Below are 17,051 nucleotides of genomic sequence, written 5' to 3'. Positions count from 1 at the left end.
CCGAGCGAGAAACGGTCACCGCGCGGGCAGCGCCGACGCGTACTCCGTCAGCTCGGCACGCCTGGTGTCGCCGGGCTTGGTCATCGCAGGATCGGTACCACGGCCTGGGTGATTCACAGCGCCGAACAGGTTGGTCTTGATCTGCGCGCGGGCCCGTTCCTCGCCGACCTCCTCGATGGCGCCGAAGAGCCCGTATCCGGTGTTGTTGCCGACGACGTCGAGCCGGCTGAAGCGTGCAACGGGCAACGGGCGACTGGACCTGGATCGCGCGCTGGACACCTCCGTCGTGCTCCCGTACACCACGGCGGCCGACCGGCTGGCGGCCGGCGCGCCGACGAAGGTCCTCATCCGCACGGACCTCGGCGCGGCGAGCCTGATCGCCCGCCAGGCGCCGATCGCGTTGAGCCCCAACGGACACGACTCGCTGCAGGTCCTGGCGCCGCCGGACCCGGCGAGTCTGCGGGGCGGCGTCGAGCACGACATCAACGGCCTGTTCGTGGTGCTCGGGCTGGTCTCCCTGGTGGTCGGCGCGATCGGCATCGCCGACGTCACCCTGGTGACCGTGCTGGAACGCGTCGGCGAGATCGGCCTCCGCCGCTCGCTCGGCGCGCGCCGCCGGCACATCGCGGCCCAGTTCCTCGTGGTATCGGTGACCGTGGGGCTGCTCGGCAGCAGCGCGGGGATCATCGCCGTGGTGGTCGTCTCCGCGGTGAACGGCTGGACCCCGGTGCTGGACCTGTCCCTCGCCGCGGGCGCACCGGTGACGGGTGCGCTGGTCGGGCTGCTCGCCGGCCTGTACCCGGCGATGCGGGCGGCGCGCATGGAACCGGTCGAGACGCTGCGTTCGGGCACCTGGGGCGCTCGGTGGCCGTAGGATCGGTGATCATGAGGTACGCGATCGCGATTCCGCAGTACTACTCCGACGGCTCGTTCGATCCTGGTGCGTTCCGGGACTACCTGGTGCGCGCGCAGGAGGCGGGCTTCCACAGCGCGTGGACGCAGGAGGCCGTGTTCGGCAGGCGCCCGCAGCTGAGCCCGATGGAGGCGATGACGTTCGCCGCCGCGTGCACCGACACCCTGCGCCTGGGCTGCACGGTGTTCGTGTCCACGCTGCACATCCCCGCGCAGCTGGCGAAGAGCACCAGCAGCCTCGACCAGCTGTCGCGGGGCCGGCTCGAGGTCGGCGTCGGCTCCGGCGGCAAGAACCGGCCGTTCCCGGCGTTCGGCATGCGGCCCGAGCGCTACCTGGCCCGGTTCACCGAAGGCGTCGAGCTCCTCAAACAGCTGTGGACACAGGACAGCGTCGACCACGACGGCGAGTTCTGGCAGCTGTCCGGCGCGACGATCACACCCCGCCCGGTTCAGAAGCCGCACCCGCCGCTGTGGTTCGGCGGCAGCGGGCCGAAGGCGCTGAGGCGCGCCCTCGACCTGGGCACGGGATTCTTCGGCGCGGGCTCGACCCCGACGGCCGACTTCGCCGAGCAGGTGCGATTCGTCCGGGCGCAAGGCGATCGCCCGGACTTCGAGATCGCCAAACGCGTCTACCTCGCGGTCGAAGCCGACGCCGCACGCGCCCGGGAACGCGTCAACGCCGAGCTCACCGCGCTCTACGGCGCCCTCCCGCCCGCCATCGAAGCGGCCGCGATCGCCGGCACCCCGGACGACTGCGTCCGCGCCCTCCGCGAGGTGATCGACGCCGGCGCCGAGCTCATCCTGTTCACCCCGCTGTACGACCAGGCCCGGCACGCGGACGTGATCGCGAAGGAGATCATCCCGGCCTTGAGGTGACCGTCACGCCGTTGCCCTGAAACGACTTCGGCGGGTTTTTGGTGATCACCTTCGTTTGCCCGCGGGAAAAACGCTCCTGGCCCGGCTGGGCGACCGCAAGGTTTTCCCTCACCTCGGAGGCGAGCGGCGTGCTCGTGCTCGAACCCTTGGAGAAAGCGTTTTCTGGCGGCGCAGTCTTGACCATTTCCTGCATCGTGACCCCGGGCTTGTTGAGCGTCGGCGGCGCAGACCTGGAACGGCCCTTCGGCGGCGGCTACTCCTTCGTACTTCCCGGCGTCGACCGGTCCCGTGGCGAAATACCTTGGCGAATCGCTCTTCGACGCTGCCGTCCGACCAGCGCGGCTGCGCGCCCGGAAATCGCCGCCTCAAACCGCCTGCGGCGGCGCCTGCAACCCCGAGAAAACCGCCGCCACAAGCCGCCGCCCCTGGGCCGCACCGGCGTCGTTGTTCGGGACCCGCCAGAGGAAGCTCATCAGCAGGATGATGTCCGCCGGGTCGTGACCCGGGGCGATGGTGCCCTCCGCGACGCACGCGTCGACGAGCTTGGTCACCGCCGCGGTGGCCGGGGCCCAGGAGGCGGTGATCAGGTCCTGGGCGGCGGCGCTGTGCAGCGCGTCGCCGAGGCCGTGCTTGATGCGGATGTACGCGGCGAGCGTCTCGAACCACTCGATGAAGGCGGCCTTCGCCGACGGCTGGCGGGCCAGCACCTCGTCGGCGGTGGTGGTGAGGCGGTCGATGTCGTGCTGGTAGGCCGCCAGGATCAGGTCCTCGCGGGTGGGGAAGTGGCGGTAGAGCGTCCCGGCGCCGACGCCGGCGCGCTTGGCGACCTCGCTCAGCGGCACGAGGGGGTTCTGCGCGAACAGCTCGTGCGCGGCTTCGATGATCGCGACCCGGTTGCGCGCGGCCGCTTTGCGCTGTGTGCCGTAGGTGCTCGGCGTCCCGTCGGTCATGTCTGCGATCATGCCCCACCTTTGACTCGCGGAGAATCCTCCGCTAGTTTCGGAGGTACTTGCGGAGGATCCTCCGCGAGTTTTCCTCGACAGGAGACACTCCCCATGCGTTATGTGAAGCTCGGCACCACCGGCCTCGACGTCTCGCCCATCGCGATCGGCGCGATGACCTACGGCGAGCCGGACCGCGGCCATCCCGTCTGGTCCCTGGGCGAGCAGGACGCCCGCCCGCTGATCAAGCACGCGCTCGAGGCGGGCATCAACTTCTTCGACACCGCCAACATGTACTCGAACGGGTCCAGCGAAGAGATCCTCGGACGCGCGCTGAAGGACTTCGCGGATCGTGACGACGTCGTCATCGCCACCAAGCTGCGCCACCCGATGCGTCCCGGTCCCAACGGCAGGGGGCTCTCGCGCAAGGCGATCATGTCCGAGGTCGACCACTCGCTGCGGCGGCTCGGCACCGACTACATCGACCTGTACCAAGTGCACCGCAACGACCACGCGACGCCGCTGGAGGAGACCCTCGAGGCCCTCGGCGACCTCGTGAAGCTGGGCAAGGTGCGCTACCTCGGCGCGTCCTCCATGCACGCCTGGGAATTCGCGAAGGCCCTGCACCTGCAGCGCGAGCACGGGTGGGCGCGGTTCGTGTCGATGCAGGACCACTACAACCTGCTGCAGCGCGAGGAGGAGCGCGAGATGATCCCGCTGTGCCTGGACGAAGGTGTCGGCACGATCATCTGGAGCCCACTGGCGCGAGGCCGCCTCGCCCGCGCCTGGGACGACGCGAAGGCAACCGCCCGGGCCGCGACCGACGGCGACTTCGCCGACCTGCTCTACTCGCCCGCCGAAGAGGCGTCGAACCGCGCGATCGCGGACGCCGTCGGCAAGGTGGCCGCCGCACACGGCGTGAGCCGCGCGCAGATCGCCCTGGCCTGGCTGCACCGCCAGCCGGTGGTGACCGCCCCGCTCGTCGGTGCCGGGTCGGTGCAGCAGATCGACGACGCAGTGGCCTCCCTGGACGTCGTCCTCACCGACGACGAGGTTCGCTCGCTCATCACCCCCTACACCCCCCGCCACGACTGGCAGGGCATCTCCGACGAGGCCGAGCTCGACGCCATCCGCGCGCGGGTGCCCGGCATGGCCCTGTCGTAGCCGGCCGGCCGGTGTTCGGCAGAGCAGGTCCACAAGCGACACACCCGGACCGAGGACTCGCCGTTCAGACGCTCGCCACCGAACACGGGTCGTTGTTCTGCAAGGACATCAGCGACGTCGAACGAGGCCGCGGGAATCCGGCGGTACCAGAGCGGTGCCGATCCCAGGTCCCGGTGGGAAAGCCTGGCGCCGCAGTACCGGTCAAGAGCCGGCTGCTGAGCCGTGAGCGGCACGCGAGAGACCGTCCCACTTCTCCCAGCCCTCGAGGCGGCGCGCGTACTCCGCGCGGACCAGGTCCAGGCCGCCCGTGCCGAACAGCACCCGCAAGGGCGGTTCCTCGGCGTCGGCGAGTTCGAGCACGGCCTGGCCGGTGGCTTCGATGTCGCCGGGGACGAAATGCGTGGCCCTGTCGTCGTGCGCTTCGCGAATGTGGGCGTAGGCGTCGTCGGGCTGGGTCTGCGGGGAGTTGGCGGCCAAGCCGGTCTGGAAGACGATCGGCTCGATGAGCGTCACCTTGATGTTGTAGGGGGCGACCTCCGCCGCGAGCGACTGGCTCACCGCCTCCAGCGCCCACTTCGACGCGTGGTAGAGACCGAGCGCCGGGTAGGCGACAACTCCGCCGAGCGAGGAAACCTGGAGGATCCGGCCTCCGCCGCGGGCACGCATGCCCGGCAGGACGGCGCGGGTGGTCCACATCGCACCGAAGTAGTTCGTCTCCATCTGCTCGCGGACCTGCTCGTCCGTCGCTTCCTCCACGGCGCCGACGAGCATGTGCCCGGCGTTGTTCACCAGCACGTCGATGCCACCGAAGTGCGCCTCGGCCGCGGCCACGGCTTCACGGACGGCCGTCGCGTCCGCGACATCGAACCCCAGCGGAAGCACCTGGTCGCCGTAGGCGTCGACGAGCGGCTTCAGCGACGCGGCATCCCGGGCCGTCGCCGCGAGCCGGTCGCCGCGCCCCAGCGCGGCCCGCGCCCACGAAGCGCCAAGCCCCCGCGACGCCCCGGTCAGAAACCAGGTCTTCGGGCCTTGTTCGGTCATCACGTGCTCCTCTGTCGTGGGAAGCCGGTGGTTCCGGCCCCTCACCCACCACATTCCGGCGCGGGCGGCCACGTAGGCAGAGCGAGCTCTTCCCAGGGACAGGCAGTCCCTGGCTGACCGGGGCTTCCGCAGCGACACTGGGCCGATGGACTCCGCACAGCTCTCCCACTTCCTGCGGGTGCGACGCGAGGCGCTCACCCCGGGCGAGGTGGGGGTCACGTCCTCGACGCGGCGCCGCACGCCCGGCCTGCGCCGGGAGGAGGTGGCCTCGCGCGCGGGCATCTCCACCGACTACTACACCCGCTTGGAACAGGCCCGCGCCCCGAAACCGACGTCGTCGGTACTGCGCGGCCTGACCCGCGCGCTGCGCCTGACGCTGGACGAGCGGGACCACCTGTTCCGGCTCGCCGGGCACACCGCGCCCGACCGGCTTTCGACCGACGACCACGTTTCCCCCGTGCTCCTCGGCCTGCTGGATCGCCTGCACGACATGCCGGCACAGGTGATGACCGACCTCGGCGAGGTCCTGGCGCAGAACGCGCTCGCCACCGCCGTCTTCGGCGACCACACCCGGCGCGACGGGCCGGACCGCAGCCTCGTGTACCGGTGGTTCACGTCGGAGGACGCCCGGGCCGCGTACCCGCTCGAAGACCGGGCCCAGGAGTCCCGGCTGCTGGCCGCGGACCTGCGCGCCGCACTCGTGCGCCGAGGCGACGCACGAGCACGGGCACTGGTCGACCAGCTGCTGCGGGACAGCACGGAGTTCGCCGAGCTGTGGTCCGCGCACGACGTCGCGGTGCTGCGCAGCCGCCGCAAACGCATCCTGCACCCCGAAACCGGCGTCCTGGAGCTCGACTGCCAAGCGCTCCTGGAGGAGAACCGGTCGCAGATCCTGGCGCTCTTCGTGCCCGTACCCGGCACGGACACGGCCGACCGCCTCGCGCTTCTCGGCGTACTCCAGGCCGGCCAGGACCGCTGACGACCGGCCGGTCAGCGTCGGCGTCGACACTCCTCGCCATCTGAACCCTCCTCGGCCACACTGAGCCGATGGACTACGTCGGCCGGGTGCCCGCGCCGCCGCTGGACCGGTTCATCGACGACATCTACTGCCTGACCGGGGTGCCGCGCCATCGCCGGATGACCGTGCCCCCGATGCCGTCGGCGCATTTGTTCGTCAACTTGGGCGGACCGTTCGTGGTGCGCGATTCCGACGCGCCGCCTGTGCTGGTGGCCGGTGGGCTGTTCACGGGAGTGCGGACGAGGCGGTTCGTCGTCGAGTACCCCGGCTGGGTGCGGCTGGTCGGGGTGCACTTCAAGCCGTGGGGGATTTCGCCGTTCGTCGACGTGGCGGCGACCGAGCTGCGGGACCGCTGGGTGCCGGCCGACGCCGTGTGGCCGCGGTCCGCGGGTCGGCTGCGCAACCGGCTCGGCGACCTCACTTCGGCCGCGGAGGCGCTGCGGGTCGTGGAGGCGGAGCTGCGTGCGCGGCTGGCCGAGACCGCCCCGCGCGGTCTCGACCTGGTCCAGCACACCGGCAGGTGGCTGGAGACCGCCCACGGCACGATCCCGGTCGGTGCGCTCAGCGATGCCGCCGGCGTCAGCGGCAATCACCTGGCCGCGCAGTTCAAGTCCCATGTCGGGCTCACCCCGAAGCGGGTGGCGCGGATCTACCGCTTCGCGCGGCTGATCCTGTCTGTCGACGCGCGGGGGCCGGTCGACTGGCCGGACCTCGCGCACCGGGCGGGCTACTTCGACCAGGCCCACTTCAGCAAGGAGTTCAAGGACTTCACCGGGCACACGCCGACCGGATACCTGACCCTGCGGCGCCGATTGCCGGCCGAGGAAGGGTTCCCGCCGGACAGCGGCCCGATGCCCGCCGAGTGAATTTTTACAAGCCCGTCGCCCACCGGGGACGGCAGGATCGGGGCATCCGCGCGAGGAGATCCGAGGAGTACTGGTGGGCACGGTGATCATGCACAACGTGGCGTCGGTGGACGGCTTCATCGCCGACGACAAGGACGACGTCGGCCCACTCCACGAATGGTACTTCAACGGGGACAACCCGATCATCGAACGCCCCGGCCGGCAGGGTGAGCAGGACTTCGACCATTCCGGAGCCGGAAACGCCTTCAAGGTCTCCAGCGCTTCAGCGGACTACGTCCGGTCGATGTGGGAGAAGATCGGCGTGATCGTGATGGGCCGCCACCTGTTCGACCTCGTGAACGGCTGGGAGGGCAAGCCGCCCGCGGGCGACCACGTGGTCGTCGTGTCGCACCGGCCCAAGCCCGAGGGCTGGCACCCCGAGGCGTCGTACCACTTCGTCGGCGGTGTGGCGGCCGCGATCGACAAGGCCCAGGAGCTCGCCGGCGAGCGGACCGTCGCGGTGAACGCCGGCGACGTGGGCGGCCAGATCCTCGCGGCCGGCCTCGTGGACGAAGTGGCGATGGACGTGGTGCCGGTGGTCTTCGGGTCGGGCAAACGCTACTTCGGCGGCATCGACGGCCAGTACCTGCTGGAGGATCCCCACGTCGTCATCCAGGGCGACGGGGTGCTGCACCTCGGATTCAAGGTGCGCCGCTGACGCCGTCCACTGTGGCCGGCCAGGCGAGGCAGGGGACTTGGAGACCGCAACGAGCCCGGCGTGGCCTGTGGGCAAGCACGCCGGGCTCGTCGTCCGGAGGGGTCCTCGTGGGACCTCGGGGTCAGTTCTTGTTGGTGCCCGGGGTGAGGACCTTGTCGATGACGAAGACGGTGGCGTTCTTCGTCGGGATGTTGCCGCAGAGGATCTTGGCGCCGTTGACGGTCATGTCGTCGCCGGTGCCTTCGATCTTGAGCGGGCCGCCCGCGGTGTTGAGCGAGGTGACGGAGCCCGCGGCAGCGAGGCCCTTGGCGTCGTAGCGCTTGCCGACGACGTGGTACTGCAGGATCGGCGCGAGCTGGTCGGGGTTCTGGGCCAGTTCGGTGAACTTCGCGTCGCCGAGGGCGTTGAACGCCGGGTCGGCCGGGGCGAAGACGGTGATGGCCTGCTGGCTGTTGAGCGTGTCGACGAGGTTGGTGGCCTTGACCGCGGCGACCAGCTTGGTCAGCAGCGGGTTGGTCGACGCGGCCGACGCGACCGGCTGTGGGCCCATGGAGTCGAGCGAGCCGGGGGAGTTGCCCTGCGGCAGCTGGGAACACGCCGGGCCGAAGACGTCGGCGTTGGTGGTCATGCCGTTGGAGGCGCCGGAGTCGTTGCTCGACGACATCGGAGCCGACGACGAGGGTGCCGGGGCGCTGCCACCGGACGAGCCGCTGCCGGTGCTGCTGCCACAGGCGGCGAGGGCGAGGGCGGCGACAGCGGTGACGCCGATTGCGGCGATACGAAGGGATTTCACGGGATAACTCCGTTCACAGTGGACAGATGTGCCAGGACCGGCCGCAGTGGGGTCGGCGGGTGTTTCTCATGAGGGATTCGGTGCCGGTCGGGGAAAGGATTGGTGCGGATGGCAACTCTTTCGAGTGAGCCGGTCAGGTCGCGATGAACGTGGTGGAGTGCCAGCCGGTGGCGCCGTCGGGGACGGTGCCGGCGCGCGCGTCGGTCTGGGTGTAGCCGGTTTTGTCGGTGGCGCGGACGAACACCTGGTGGGTGCCGGGTTTCACGGCGATCTGGGTCCACCACATGCGCCAGGTGTTCACGTTGACCTCGGTCGAGAGGGTGGTCCGTTGCCACGGGTTGTTGTCCACTTTGATCTCGACGTCGGCGATGCCGTTGTGCTGCGACCACGCGACACCGGCCAGCCGCACCGCGCCCGCCGGCACGGTGTCGAAGCCCTTCGGGGTGTCGATGCGTGATTCGGTCTTGATCGGTGCCTGCTCGCCCCAGCCGCGTTTGAGCCAGTACGCCTGCCGGGCCTTCCAGGTGGTCACCTCGATGTCCACGACCCACTTGGTCGCCGACACGTAGCCGTAGAGCCCCGGCGTGACCAGCCGTGCGGGAAATCCGTGTTCCAGCGGAAGCGGTTCCCGGTTCATCCCGATCGCGAGCATCGCGCCGCGGCCGCGATCCAGGGCCGCCGCCACGGGGGTGCCGGAGGTCCAGCCGTCGACACTCGTGCAGAACAGCTGTTCCGCTCCCGGCCGCACCCCGGCTTCGGCCAGCAGGTCGGCCAGGTCGACCCCGATGAAGTCGGACGTCGACACGTAGTCGCCACCGACCTCGTTGGACACACAGGTCATGGTGATCGTGCGTTCGACCAGCGGGCGGTTGCGGATGTCGGAGTAGCCGTAACGCAGTTCGCGCTCCACCATGCCGTGGATGCGCAGGCTCCAGTCCTCCGCGCGCAGCTGCGGTACTGACAGCGCCGTGTCCACCCTGTAGAACTTGGGGTTGGGCGTCAGGAACGTCGGTGTCCCCAGCTTGGCGAAGTCGGCGTCGGCCGGGATCGCGGGCGCGGATTTCGCGGGCACGAGGGCACCGATCGCCGCCCGCGACGCCGTCGCGTCCCGGGTGCCGCTGACCAGCTGGCCGGCCCCGCCGAGTACCCCGGCCCCGACGAGAGCACCCGCCCCGCCGAGGAGAAAGGACCGCCGCGACGTACCCCCGGACCGCTCGGCCGGCGGGTTCTTGCGGGGCGCGATCCGGTGCAGCAGCAGGAAAACGGCCACGCCCACCACCAGGCTCGTCGCCGGCGCCAGCAGCGCCACGGCGGTCAGGTCCGGCCGCTGGTGCACCGCGAACCCGCCGAGCAGCCCGAACAAGGCGACGATGACCACACCCGGCCGGGGCGAGCGCAGCGACAGCACCCCGGCGACCGCGGCCGCGGCCACCATCACCGCGGCCATGCCGCCGAGCAGCACGACTTTGTCGTAGGTGCCGAACATCTGCACCGCGAAGTCCTTCAGCTCCACCGGCGTCAGGTCGATCGCGCCGTTGCCGACGGCCAGGTAGGGCGAGGCGTTGACGCTGATGAACCCGGCGACGAGGTGCCCGGCCGCCAGCGCCGCGAACAGAGCCAGCACGCCGCAGAGCGCCGCGGAGGGGATGCGTAGCCGTGGGGGCGCGGCGCTCGGCACGGCGGGGGCTTCGGTGGTGGCCATACCGGTCATTCGGCCCCGCGCGGCTTCCGGATGGGCATCTGCTCGGGTGAGTTTCCGATCGGCAGTCATACACCGCGCAACCGGTGGCGAATACCCGGTGACCCGCCGGCCGAGTGCCGGCGGCTTTCTCGGCGCTTCGGCCGGGAGGGATCTGACATGGCCGGTCACGCCGGGACGTTGACGAGGACACCGCCGCCACTATCCACAGTGGAGGAACCGGTGACGCCCGAATCCCTGCTCGCGAGGGTGGCGCTCGGGGACGAGGCGGCGTTCGCCGCGCTGTACGACGAGCTCGCGGGCCCCGTGCTGGGCATGGCGGTGCGGGTGCTGCGGGACCGGGCGCAGTCCGAGGAGGTCGCGCAGGTGACGTTGCTCGAGATCTGGCGCAAGGCCGCGACTTTCACGGCCGGACGGGGGAACGTGCGGTCGTGGGCGCTGACGATCGCGCACCGGCGGGCGATCGACCGCGTGCGTTCCGAGCAGTCCGGCTCCGACCGGGAGGCCCGCTCCGGCCGCCTGGACCCGCGCCGGGACTTCGACGAGGTCGCCGAGCAGACGATGCTGCGCCTGGAACGCGACGACGTCCGGGCCGCGCTCGCCACGCTCACCGACCTGCAGCGCCGTTCGATCGAGCTCGCGTACTACGACGGGTACACCTGTCGCGAGGTCGGCGACCTCCTCGACGTCCCCGTCAGCACCGTCAAGTCACGCCTGCGCGACGGACTCCTCCGCCTCCGGCACGCCCTGGGAGCGCGAGCATGACCGTCGCCGAAACCCACGCCCTCACCGGCGCCTACGTGCTCGACGCCATCGGCGACTTCGAGCGGGCGCAGTTCGAACGGCACCTGCGCGACTGCGAGGTCTGCGCCCCGGAGGTGTGCGAGCTGCGGGCCGTGGCGGCTCTGCTCGGCGTCGCCGCCGACCTCGAGCCGCCGACCTCGAGCCGCCGACCTCGAGCCGCCGACCTCGAGCCGCCGGCCCGGGTGCGCGCGGCCGTGCTCGCGCGGATCGCGGCGACGCGCCAGGCTCCACCGCTCGTCCACGAACCACATCCCGCGACCGGCGTCCCTCGTCGGTGGCGAACGCGGGCGGCGATCACGGTCGCCGCCGTCGCGGCAGTGGCCGCCGGTGTCGTCGGGGGCATCACGCTGGGCGGCGGCCCGGGCGGCGACCGCGGCTCGACGGTCGTGACCGCCGACGGGCGGATCCTCGCCGCACCCGACGCGGTCACCGTCACTGCGCACGCGGCCACCGGTGGGACCGGTACCGCCGAGGCCTCCCGCGGCGTTGCACAGGTCGCGGTCTCGCTCGACGGCGTCGCGGCGCTCGACCCCGCGCACGCCTACCAGGTCTGGCTGATCGGCCCGCGCGGCCCGCAGTCGGCCGGCCTGCTCCGCCCGGACGCCGGCGCGCTGGTCAGCGCACTGCCCGCCGACGTCGACCACATCGCCGTCACCACCGAACCCGCGACGGGATCACCCCGGCCCACCACTCCGGGGGTGCTCCGGTTCGACCTCGGGTGAGCTGCTGTCCACTTCGTACCCGGGAGCAGGAAGTCCACAGTGGAGGAGAACACATGGCTGCGCACGCGTACCAGCCGGTCCACCGCGTCGCCGACGGGAACGAGCTGGCCCGCGAGCTGGACTCCTACCTCGCCGAGGGCTACGACATCGAGCGCGCGGCCGACGGATGGCTGGTGCTGCGCCGAGGATCCGCGCGGATCACGGTCGTCACCGCCGCCACACTCCCCGGCTGACGGGACGCGAAGGGTCTTCTCGCCACCCGCGATCTCCTCGCGCGAACTGCCTGGTGGCTTTCGTCTCGAACCGGACCGCCCGCCGTCCGGAACACGCCCGCACCCCACACCCCAGCAACCAGGCGGGCGGGCGAACCCCGCTCATGAAGGCGGCCGCCGTAACCGCTCGGCATCGGGGCGGGCCGCGTCGGCGAGGGTGTCGGGTGCGAGCACGACGAGACTGCCCTGGGGCGGGCGCGGGGTGATCAGCGGTCCTTTGACCGAGAAGGTCTCGCCGTCGAAGTCGACTTGGTGCACTTTGCCGGGATCGAGGTAGCGGCCGGTCGCGACGTCCTTGATGACCGCGTCGTCCTCCCACGAGTCCCACAGCCGCCGGACGACCTCGACGACATCGGTCACTTCCCGCCTCAGCGCGTCGGACCCGAGCGGCGGCCGGCCGACGGTCGCCAGCGCCTCGGGCAGGGCGGTCGCGCCGACCAGCCACGCGGCGCGTCCGTGGGCGGTTTTGTTCTCCCGCCGGGTGGACGGGGCTGGACACGGCCGCGTCCGCGACGAGAATGAAGGGCCGGTCTGGTGCGGGAGGCTGATGACGATGAAGCGAGCGATCCGGGCAGTGGCACGAGCGGTCACCGGCTGCGGCTGGGTGCTCGCACCCCCGTCCGCGCCGCTCGACTTCGGATTCGTCGTGCCCGCGCCCCGCCCGGCGGCGGCCGATGTGCCGAGCGTGCCGCTGTCACGCCGTGAGCGCGAGACGTTCCGGCGGATCGTGCAGGACTACTCCGCGCCGGAGTGACTGTCCGCAGTGGCATCCGCGGTCAGGCCAGGCCGCCGAGGACTTCGAAGGTCCGGGACTGGTCTTCGGGACCGCCGAGATCGGTCTGCGTGAACACCACTGCGGTTGCCCCGGCGTCGAAGTACCGGCGCACCGCAGCGGCGGCGGATTCGTCCCCGATGACGGCGAGCTCACCCGCGTGCCGCGCGCCGGCCAGCGACACCACCCGCTGGTAGGAGGGGACCTGATCGTAGAAAGCCATGTCCCGCAACGCTTTCGCCCGGACTTCCTCGGCGTTCGCCGGTCACCGTGCCGGCCACGAAGGCGACGATCCGCGGTGCGGGGCGGCCGGCTTCATCGGCCGCCTTGGTGATGGCGGGGACGATGTGCTCGCCGAGCACGCGTGGCGCGGCCAGGTAGGGGAGCGTGCCGTCGGCCAGTTCGCCGGTGACCCGCAGCGCTTCCGGCCCCATCGCGGCGACGAGGACCGGTACGCGCGGTTGCGCGCCGGGCACGGTGACGGGCAGGATCGGCGCGACCGTGAGCCGGAACGCCGTGGAAGTCGGCGGTGCCGGTGTCCAGCAGGGAGCTCGACGTGACCGTGCAACGGGTCATCCTCGACCACCTGCAGCGGCTGACCGAGGAGTCGGGGACCGCGGTGCTGCTGGTCACCCACGACCTCGGGGTCGCCGCGGACCGGATCGTGGTGATGTCCGAGGGCCGGGTGGTCGAGACCGGCCCCGCGGCCGGCCTGCTGGCCGACCCACGGCACGAGTACACGCGCCAGTTGCTGGCCAGCGCGCCCAGCCTGACCACGGCCCATCCCCGCGTCTCGGCACCGGCGCCGGCCGATGCCGCTCCGCTGGTCGAGGTCCGTAACGCCGTCAAGGAGTTCCGGCTGCCGCGCGTCTCGGGTCGGGCGCGGACACTGCGGGCCGTCGACGACGTCAGCTTCACCCTCCACCGCGGCCGGACGCTCGCTCTCGTCGGCGAGTCCGGCTCCGGCAAGTCGACCACCGCCCGGCTGGTGCTGCGCCTGACCGACGCGACCGCCGGCGAGATCCGTTTCGCCGGAGCCGACGTCACCACCGCGCGCGGAGCCGAGGTGCGGCAGCTGCGCCGCCGGGCGCAGCTGATCTACCAGAATCCCTACGCCTCGCTGGATCCGCGGTTCTCGATCGGCGAAGTGATCACCGAACCGTTGCGCGCCTTCGGCGTCGGTGATCGTGGCTCCCGCCTCGCCCGCGCCCGCGATCTCCTCGACCGCGTCGCTCTCCCCGCGGCCATGCTCGCCCGCCGCCCGGCCGAACTGTCCGGCGGGCAACGCCGGCGCGTCGCCATCGCGCGGGCGCTCGCGCTGTCCCCGGACCTGGTGGTGTGCGACGAACCCGTGTCGGCGCTCGACGTCTCCGTGCAGGCCCAGGTGCTCGACCTGCTGGCCGAACTCCAAGCCGACACCGGTGTCGCGTACCTGTTCATCTCCCACGACCTCGCCGTCGTCCGCCAGATCGCCCATGACGTCGCTGTGATGCGTCAGGGGCGGATCGTGGAAACCGGCACCACCGAGGACCTGTTCACCAACCCGGGCCACGAATACACCCGCGAACTCCTCGCCGCGATCCCCGGCAACCGGCACCCGCTCGCGACGGCCGGTGACGGCGGGAGCGCGGGACCGCCGTGATGCTCACGGTGTACGGCGGCCGAGGTCGGCCGCCTGGGTAACTCTTGAATCGCCCGCCGGCGCGAGCGGCTACCCGACTGGCACTCGCAGCCGGGCCGTTGTTTCTCGCCACTGTCCGTGACTCGCGGCTATCCTCCGTCAGATGCAGAGCGAGGCGGGGGTGGTCCTGGCGGGAGGGCGTTCATCGCGGATGGGCCGGCCCAAGGCGGGCTTGGAATGGCACGGCTCGACGTTGCTGTACCGGACGTGCGCGGTGCTGGGCCGGACGATCGACGGCCCGGTCGTGGTCGTCGCGGCTGCCGGGCAGGAGCTGCCCGACCTGCCGGCGGGGGTCGCGGTAGTCGAGGATCCGGTCGAGGGCCTCGGGCCGATGCAGGGCGTGGCGGCGGGGCTGGCAGCGGTGGCGGAGCGGGCCGAGGTCGCGTTCGTGTGCTCTACCGACATGCCGTTGCTGCATCCCGCGTGGGTGCGGCGGGTGCTGCGCGGGCTGGCGGAGACGGGCGCGGACATGGTCATGCCGTTCGCTCGGGGATTCCGGCAGCCGCTGGCGGCCGGGTACCGGACGTCGCTGGCCGGGCTGATCACCGGGCTGATCGGAGAGGGGAACCTGAGGCCGGGGATGTTGTTCAAGCACTGCGACGTCATCCAGCTCGACGACGCGCAGCTGCTCGACGACCGTAACTTGGCGCGGCTCGATCCGCGGCTGGAGTCGGCGGTCAACGTGAACACGCCGGAGGACTACGCCGAGGTGCGGAGTCGCCCGGCGCCGGAGGTGACGGTCGAGCGGTTCGGGGCGCTGGCGGGCAAGGACGGGCATCGGCCGCGTACGGGCCGGGCGGCGACGTTGGGTGCGGCGGCCGCGCTGGCCGGGCTGGCGCTGGACCGGCACGTGGTCGCCGCGGTGAACGGTGAGCAGGTCACACGGGATCCGTTGATGCCACTCGTGACAGGGGATTCGGTGGCGTTTCTGTCGGCGGACGCCGGCGGCTGACCGCGCCACAACCGCCCGAACGGGCCTACAGTCAGGGCATGACGCCGGGAGGCTTTTTCGGACGGGCACTGGTCGTCAACGTCGGCGACGACACGGCGACCGGTGAGACGTGCGAGCTGGACGAGCGGGTGCTGCGCGCGTACCTCGGCGGTGTCGGGCTGGGTACGTGGCTGATGCACCGGCTCGCGCCGCCACGCGTGGATCCGCTCGCGCCGGAAGCGCCGTTGGCGTTCGTGTTCTCGTCTCTCGTGGGCACCCCGCTCACCACCAGCGCGAAGTTCGCCGTGGTCGCCAAGTCCCCGTTGACCGGCTTGCTGACCGACGCGCTGGCGTCGAGCCAGTTCGCGATCGCCGGGAAGCTGACCGGGCACGATGCGATCGTCATCCGGGGCCGCGCGGCGCGATTGTCGGTGCTGCTCGTCGACGGTGCCGGGGTGCGGCTCGAACCGGCGCCGGAGCTGGCCGGGTTGTCCGCGGCGGACGCCGAAACGCAGGCCCGGCAGCGGTTCGGGCGCGGCTGGCGCACGGCGGCGATCGGGCCGGCCGGGGAGCGTCAGGTCCGCTACGCGACGATCAGCCACGACGGCCGCCATGCCGGACGAGGTGGGCTCGGCGCGGTGCTGGGAGCCAAGAACATCAAGGCGGTCCTCGTGCGGTCGGCGACCAAGGTGGCGGTGGCGGACCAGGCCGGGGTGCTGGCCGCGGCGAAGGATCTGCGGCGGCGCAGTTTCGGCCCGGCGACGGCGAAGTACCGGGAACTGGGCACGCTGGCGAACCTGCTGGCGTTCAACGCGGTCAGCACGCTGCCGACCCGCAACTTCACCGCGGCGACCTTCGACGGTGCGCCGAGGCTGGCCGCCGAGGAGCTGCACGAGCTGCGCGGGGTGGCCCGCAACAGCTGCGCGTCCTGCTCGATCGGGTGCGAGCACATCTACTCCCGCAAGGGCGGCGGCAGCCAGCGGATGGAGTACGAGAACGTGTTCGCCCTCGGCCCGCTGTGCGGGGTCTCCGACCCTGACGACGTGTTCGCCGCCAGCGCGAAGTGCGACGAGCTGGGCCTGGACACGATCTCGGCCGGCGGCACCATCGCGTGGGCCATGGAGTGCGTCGAGCGCGGCCTGATCGACGAGCCGTGGCTGAAGTTCGGCGACGGCGCGGCCCTGCTGCGGGCACTCGAGGCGATCGGTACCCGTGAGGAAGGGCTGGGCGAGCTGCTGGCCCAGGGGTCGCGGCGCGCCGCGGGGATCGTCGGGCACGGCTCGATCGGCTTCGCCCCGCAGGTGAAGGGCCTGGAGCTGCCGGGTTACGAGCCGCGCAGCCTGCAGTCGATGGCTCTGGGCCTGGCGGTGAACTCGCGCGGCGCCGACCACAACCGGTCCGGCGCCTACGAAGCCGACCTTTCGGGCGAGGTGAACCGGTTCCGCGGCGGCGAGGCCCACGTCGGCGCGGCGATCGGCACGGAGGACCGGGCCGCGGTGATGGACTCGATGATCCTGTGCAAGTTCCTGCGCGGGGTGTTCGAGGATCCGTTCACCGAGTGGGCCACGCTGTTGTCCCTGGTCACCGGGTGGCCGGTGGACTCAGCCGAGCTGCGTACCACGGCCGCGCGGATCGTGCGCGCGAAGCGGGCGTTCAACCAGCGCGAAGGGGCAACCGCGAAGGACGACACCCTGCCGCCCCGCCTGCTGGAAACGCCGCTGGAACTGCCTTCCGGCCGCTCCGCGACGTTGACCGCTCAGCGGTTGCAGGCCATGGTCGACAGTTATTACGTTGCCCGTGGGCTCGATGAGGAAGGCCGGGTGCGCGCGAGCGACCTTCCCGATCTTCTCCTCGACGCCTGA

The 17,051-nt window shown here is 71.5% G+C and carries 22 protein-coding genes; 13 read left to right on the top strand and 9 right to left on the bottom strand.

The window, feature by feature from the left end; genetic code table 11:
- Positions 1-15 precede the first annotated feature (15 nt).
- Complete coding sequence (locus K1T34_RS51735; protein ID WP_220242076.1) at positions 16-246, bottom strand: hypothetical protein; 231 nt, start codon at positions 244-246, stop codon at positions 16-18.
- A 40-nt stretch (positions 247-286) separates the two neighbouring features.
- On the opposite strand from K1T34_RS51735, the gene K1T34_RS51730 reads away from it, so the two are divergent.
- The gene (locus K1T34_RS51730; protein ID WP_220242075.1) at positions 287-874 is read left to right on the top strand and encodes an ABC transporter permease; all 588 of its coding nucleotides are present in this window, start codon (positions 287-289) and stop codon (positions 872-874) included.
- Between the two features lie 11 nt (positions 875-885).
- Positions 886-1,788, top strand: coding sequence for an LLM class flavin-dependent oxidoreductase (locus K1T34_RS51725; RefSeq protein ID WP_220242074.1), 903 nt, complete (start codon positions 886-888; stop codon positions 1,786-1,788).
- Here K1T34_RS51725 and K1T34_RS51720 read toward each other — a convergent pair.
- Both K1T34_RS51720 and K1T34_RS51715 read right to left on the bottom strand, forming a co-directional pair.
- Positions 1,769-1,972 carry a hypothetical protein gene (locus K1T34_RS51720; RefSeq protein WP_220242073.1) on the bottom strand — a complete coding sequence of 68 codons (204 nt, stop codon included), beginning with the start codon at positions 1,970-1,972 and terminating at the stop codon, positions 1,769-1,771. The two genes, K1T34_RS51725 and K1T34_RS51720, sit on opposite strands and share 20 nt — an antisense overlap.
- 181 nt (positions 1,973-2,153) lie before the next feature.
- A complete protein-coding gene (locus K1T34_RS51715) occupies positions 2,154-2,750 on the bottom strand; it encodes a TetR/AcrR family transcriptional regulator (RefSeq protein ID WP_255638183.1) in 597 nt (198 codons plus the stop codon).
- A gap of 93 nt (positions 2,751-2,843) precedes the next feature.
- On the opposite strand from K1T34_RS51715, the gene K1T34_RS51710 reads away from it, so the two are divergent.
- Positions 2,844-3,893 (top strand): aldo/keto reductase, encoded by a 1,050-nt coding sequence (locus K1T34_RS51710; RefSeq protein ID WP_220242072.1) that lies wholly within the window; start codon positions 2,844-2,846, stop codon positions 3,891-3,893.
- Positions 3,894-4,094: 201 nt separating this feature from the next.
- Here the strand turns inward: K1T34_RS51710 and K1T34_RS51705 are convergent, their stop codons facing one another.
- Positions 4,095-4,934 (bottom strand): SDR family NAD(P)-dependent oxidoreductase, encoded by an 840-nt coding sequence (locus K1T34_RS51705; RefSeq protein ID WP_220242071.1) that lies wholly within the window; start codon positions 4,932-4,934, stop codon positions 4,095-4,097.
- Positions 4,935-5,079: 145 nt separating this feature from the next.
- Here K1T34_RS51705 and K1T34_RS51700 point away from each other — a divergent pair, with 145 nt between their 5' ends.
- From K1T34_RS51700 to K1T34_RS51690, 3 genes are all read left to right on the top strand, one after another.
- Entirely contained in the window at positions 5,080-5,913 is an 834-nt protein-coding gene (locus tag K1T34_RS51700; protein ID WP_220242070.1) for a helix-turn-helix transcriptional regulator, read from the top strand.
- 68 nt (positions 5,914-5,981) lie between these two features.
- Positions 5,982-6,818, top strand: a complete 837-nt coding sequence (locus K1T34_RS51695) for an AraC family transcriptional regulator (protein WP_220242069.1) — start codon at positions 5,982-5,984, stop codon at positions 6,816-6,818.
- A 73-nt stretch (positions 6,819-6,891) separates the two neighbouring features.
- A complete protein-coding gene (locus K1T34_RS51690; RefSeq protein WP_220242068.1) occupies positions 6,892-7,515 on the top strand; it encodes a dihydrofolate reductase family protein in 624 nt (207 codons plus the stop codon).
- A 121-nt stretch (positions 7,516-7,636) separates the two neighbouring features.
- Here the strand turns inward: K1T34_RS51690 and K1T34_RS51685 are convergent, their stop codons facing one another.
- Together K1T34_RS51685 and K1T34_RS51680 are read right to left on the bottom strand one after the other, a co-directional pair.
- On the bottom strand, positions 7,637-8,308 hold the full coding sequence (locus K1T34_RS51685; protein WP_220242067.1) for a fasciclin domain-containing protein: 672 nt from the start codon (positions 8,306-8,308) through the stop codon (positions 7,637-7,639).
- A gap of 133 nt (positions 8,309-8,441) precedes the next feature.
- Positions 8,442-10,010, bottom strand: a complete 1,569-nt coding sequence (locus K1T34_RS51680) for a molybdopterin-dependent oxidoreductase (RefSeq protein ID WP_220242066.1) — start codon at positions 10,008-10,010, stop codon at positions 8,442-8,444.
- Positions 10,011-10,229: 219 nt separating this feature from the next.
- On the opposite strand from K1T34_RS51680, the gene sigK reads away from it, so the two are divergent.
- The 3 genes from sigK to K1T34_RS51665 are packed head-to-tail and all read left to right on the top strand — an operon-like array spanning position 10,230 to position 11,766.
- Complete coding sequence (sigK, locus tag K1T34_RS51675) at positions 10,230-10,772, top strand: ECF RNA polymerase sigma factor SigK (protein WP_370643592.1); 543 nt, start codon at positions 10,230-10,232, stop codon at positions 10,770-10,772.
- Positions 10,769-11,533 (top strand): anti-sigma factor, encoded by a 765-nt coding sequence (locus K1T34_RS51670; RefSeq protein WP_220242064.1) that lies wholly within the window; start codon positions 10,769-10,771, stop codon positions 11,531-11,533. The genes sigK and K1T34_RS51670 overlap by 4 nt, the downstream gene beginning before the upstream one ends.
- A 53-nt stretch (positions 11,534-11,586) precedes the next feature.
- On the top strand, positions 11,587-11,766 hold the full coding sequence (locus K1T34_RS51665; protein WP_220242063.1) for a hypothetical protein: 180 nt from the start codon (positions 11,587-11,589) through the stop codon (positions 11,764-11,766).
- A gap of 141 nt (positions 11,767-11,907) precedes the next feature.
- On the opposite strand, the gene K1T34_RS54410 is transcribed toward K1T34_RS51665, so the two are convergent.
- Positions 11,908-12,396, bottom strand: a complete 489-nt coding sequence (locus K1T34_RS54410) for an LLM class flavin-dependent oxidoreductase (protein WP_370643591.1) — start codon at positions 12,394-12,396, stop codon at positions 11,908-11,910.
- Here K1T34_RS54410 and K1T34_RS54405 point away from each other — a divergent pair.
- Entirely contained in the window at positions 12,353-12,559 is a 207-nt protein-coding gene (locus tag K1T34_RS54405; RefSeq protein ID WP_255638887.1) for a hypothetical protein, read from the top strand. The two genes, K1T34_RS54410 and K1T34_RS54405, sit on opposite strands and share 44 nt — an antisense overlap.
- 22 nt (positions 12,560-12,581) lie before the next feature.
- Here K1T34_RS54405 and K1T34_RS51655 read toward each other — a convergent pair whose 3' ends face one another.
- Entirely contained in the window at positions 12,582-12,800 is a 219-nt protein-coding gene (locus K1T34_RS51655) for a hypothetical protein (RefSeq protein ID WP_220247893.1), read from the bottom strand.
- Positions 12,730-13,011 carry a hypothetical protein gene (locus tag K1T34_RS55055; RefSeq protein WP_360586645.1) on the bottom strand — a complete coding sequence of 94 codons (282 nt, stop codon included), beginning with the start codon at positions 13,009-13,011 and terminating at the stop codon, positions 12,730-12,732. The genes K1T34_RS51655 and K1T34_RS55055 overlap by 71 nt, the downstream gene beginning before the upstream one ends.
- Before the next feature lie 122 nt (positions 13,012-13,133).
- Between K1T34_RS55055 and K1T34_RS51645 the strand changes: the two genes are divergently transcribed.
- The 3 genes from K1T34_RS51645 to K1T34_RS51635 all read left to right on the top strand — a co-directional run bounded on the left by K1T34_RS51645 (position 13,134) and on the right by K1T34_RS51635 (position 17,051).
- Positions 13,134-14,219: an ATP-binding cassette domain-containing protein gene (locus K1T34_RS51645; protein WP_370643590.1), complete on the top strand. Its 1,086-nt coding sequence runs from the start codon at positions 13,134-13,136 to the stop codon at positions 14,217-14,219.
- Between the two features lie 142 nt (positions 14,220-14,361).
- The gene (locus K1T34_RS51640) at positions 14,362-15,210 is read left to right on the top strand and encodes a molybdenum cofactor guanylyltransferase (RefSeq protein WP_220242060.1); all 849 of its coding nucleotides are present in this window, start codon (positions 14,362-14,364) and stop codon (positions 15,208-15,210) included.
- Between the two features lie 38 nt (positions 15,211-15,248).
- Positions 15,249-17,051: an aldehyde ferredoxin oxidoreductase family protein gene (locus K1T34_RS51635; RefSeq protein WP_220242059.1), complete on the top strand. Its 1,803-nt coding sequence runs from the start codon at positions 15,249-15,251 to the stop codon at positions 17,049-17,051.

Origin of the sequence: Amycolatopsis sp. DSM 110486, from assembly GCF_019468465.1 — a bacterium.
Taxonomy (GTDB): Bacteria; Actinomycetota; Actinomycetes; order Mycobacteriales; family Pseudonocardiaceae; genus Amycolatopsis.
This window is presented reverse-complemented; position numbering and strand designations above follow the sequence as displayed.

Excerpts from the sequence above, each read along its gene's own strand:
- K1T34_RS51725 (WP_220242074.1), top strand. The coding sequence starts at position 886 with ATGAGGTACGCGATCGCGATTCCGCAGTACTACTCCGACGGCTCGTTC.
- K1T34_RS51720 (WP_220242073.1), bottom strand. The coding sequence starts at position 1,972 with ATGGTCAAGACTGCGCCGCCAGAAAACGCTTTCTCCAAGGGTTCGAGC.
- K1T34_RS51715 (WP_255638183.1), bottom strand. The coding sequence starts at position 2,750 with ATGATCGCAGACATGACCGACGGGACGCCGAGCACCTACGGCACACAG.
- K1T34_RS51710 (WP_220242072.1), top strand. The coding sequence starts at position 2,844 with ATGCGTTATGTGAAGCTCGGCACCACCGGCCTCGACGTCTCGCCCATC.
- K1T34_RS51705 (WP_220242071.1), bottom strand. The coding sequence starts at position 4,934 with ATGACCGAACAAGGCCCGAAGACCTGGTTTCTGACCGGGGCGTCGCGG.
- K1T34_RS51700 (WP_220242070.1), top strand. The coding sequence starts at position 5,080 with ATGGACTCCGCACAGCTCTCCCACTTCCTGCGGGTGCGACGCGAGGCG.
- K1T34_RS51695 (WP_220242069.1), top strand. The coding sequence starts at position 5,982 with ATGGACTACGTCGGCCGGGTGCCCGCGCCGCCGCTGGACCGGTTCATC.
- K1T34_RS51680 (WP_220242066.1), bottom strand. The coding sequence starts at position 10,010 with ATGGCCACCACCGAAGCCCCCGCCGTGCCGAGCGCCGCGCCCCCACGG.
- K1T34_RS51670 (WP_220242064.1), top strand. The coding sequence starts at position 10,769 with ATGACCGTCGCCGAAACCCACGCCCTCACCGGCGCCTACGTGCTCGAC.
- K1T34_RS51665 (WP_220242063.1), top strand. The coding sequence starts at position 11,587 with ATGGCTGCGCACGCGTACCAGCCGGTCCACCGCGTCGCCGACGGGAAC.
- K1T34_RS54405 (WP_255638887.1), top strand. The coding sequence starts at position 12,353 with ATGACGATGAAGCGAGCGATCCGGGCAGTGGCACGAGCGGTCACCGGC.
- K1T34_RS51655 (WP_220247893.1), bottom strand. The coding sequence starts at position 12,800 with ATGGCTTTCTACGATCAGGTCCCCTCCTACCAGCGGGTGGTGTCGCTG.
- K1T34_RS55055 (WP_360586645.1), bottom strand. The coding sequence starts at position 13,011 with ATGGGGCCGGAAGCGCTGCGGGTCACCGGCGAACTGGCCGACGGCACG.
- K1T34_RS51640 (WP_220242060.1), top strand. The coding sequence starts at position 14,362 with ATGCAGAGCGAGGCGGGGGTGGTCCTGGCGGGAGGGCGTTCATCGCGG.
- K1T34_RS51635 (WP_220242059.1), top strand. The coding sequence starts at position 15,249 with ATGACGCCGGGAGGCTTTTTCGGACGGGCACTGGTCGTCAACGTCGGC.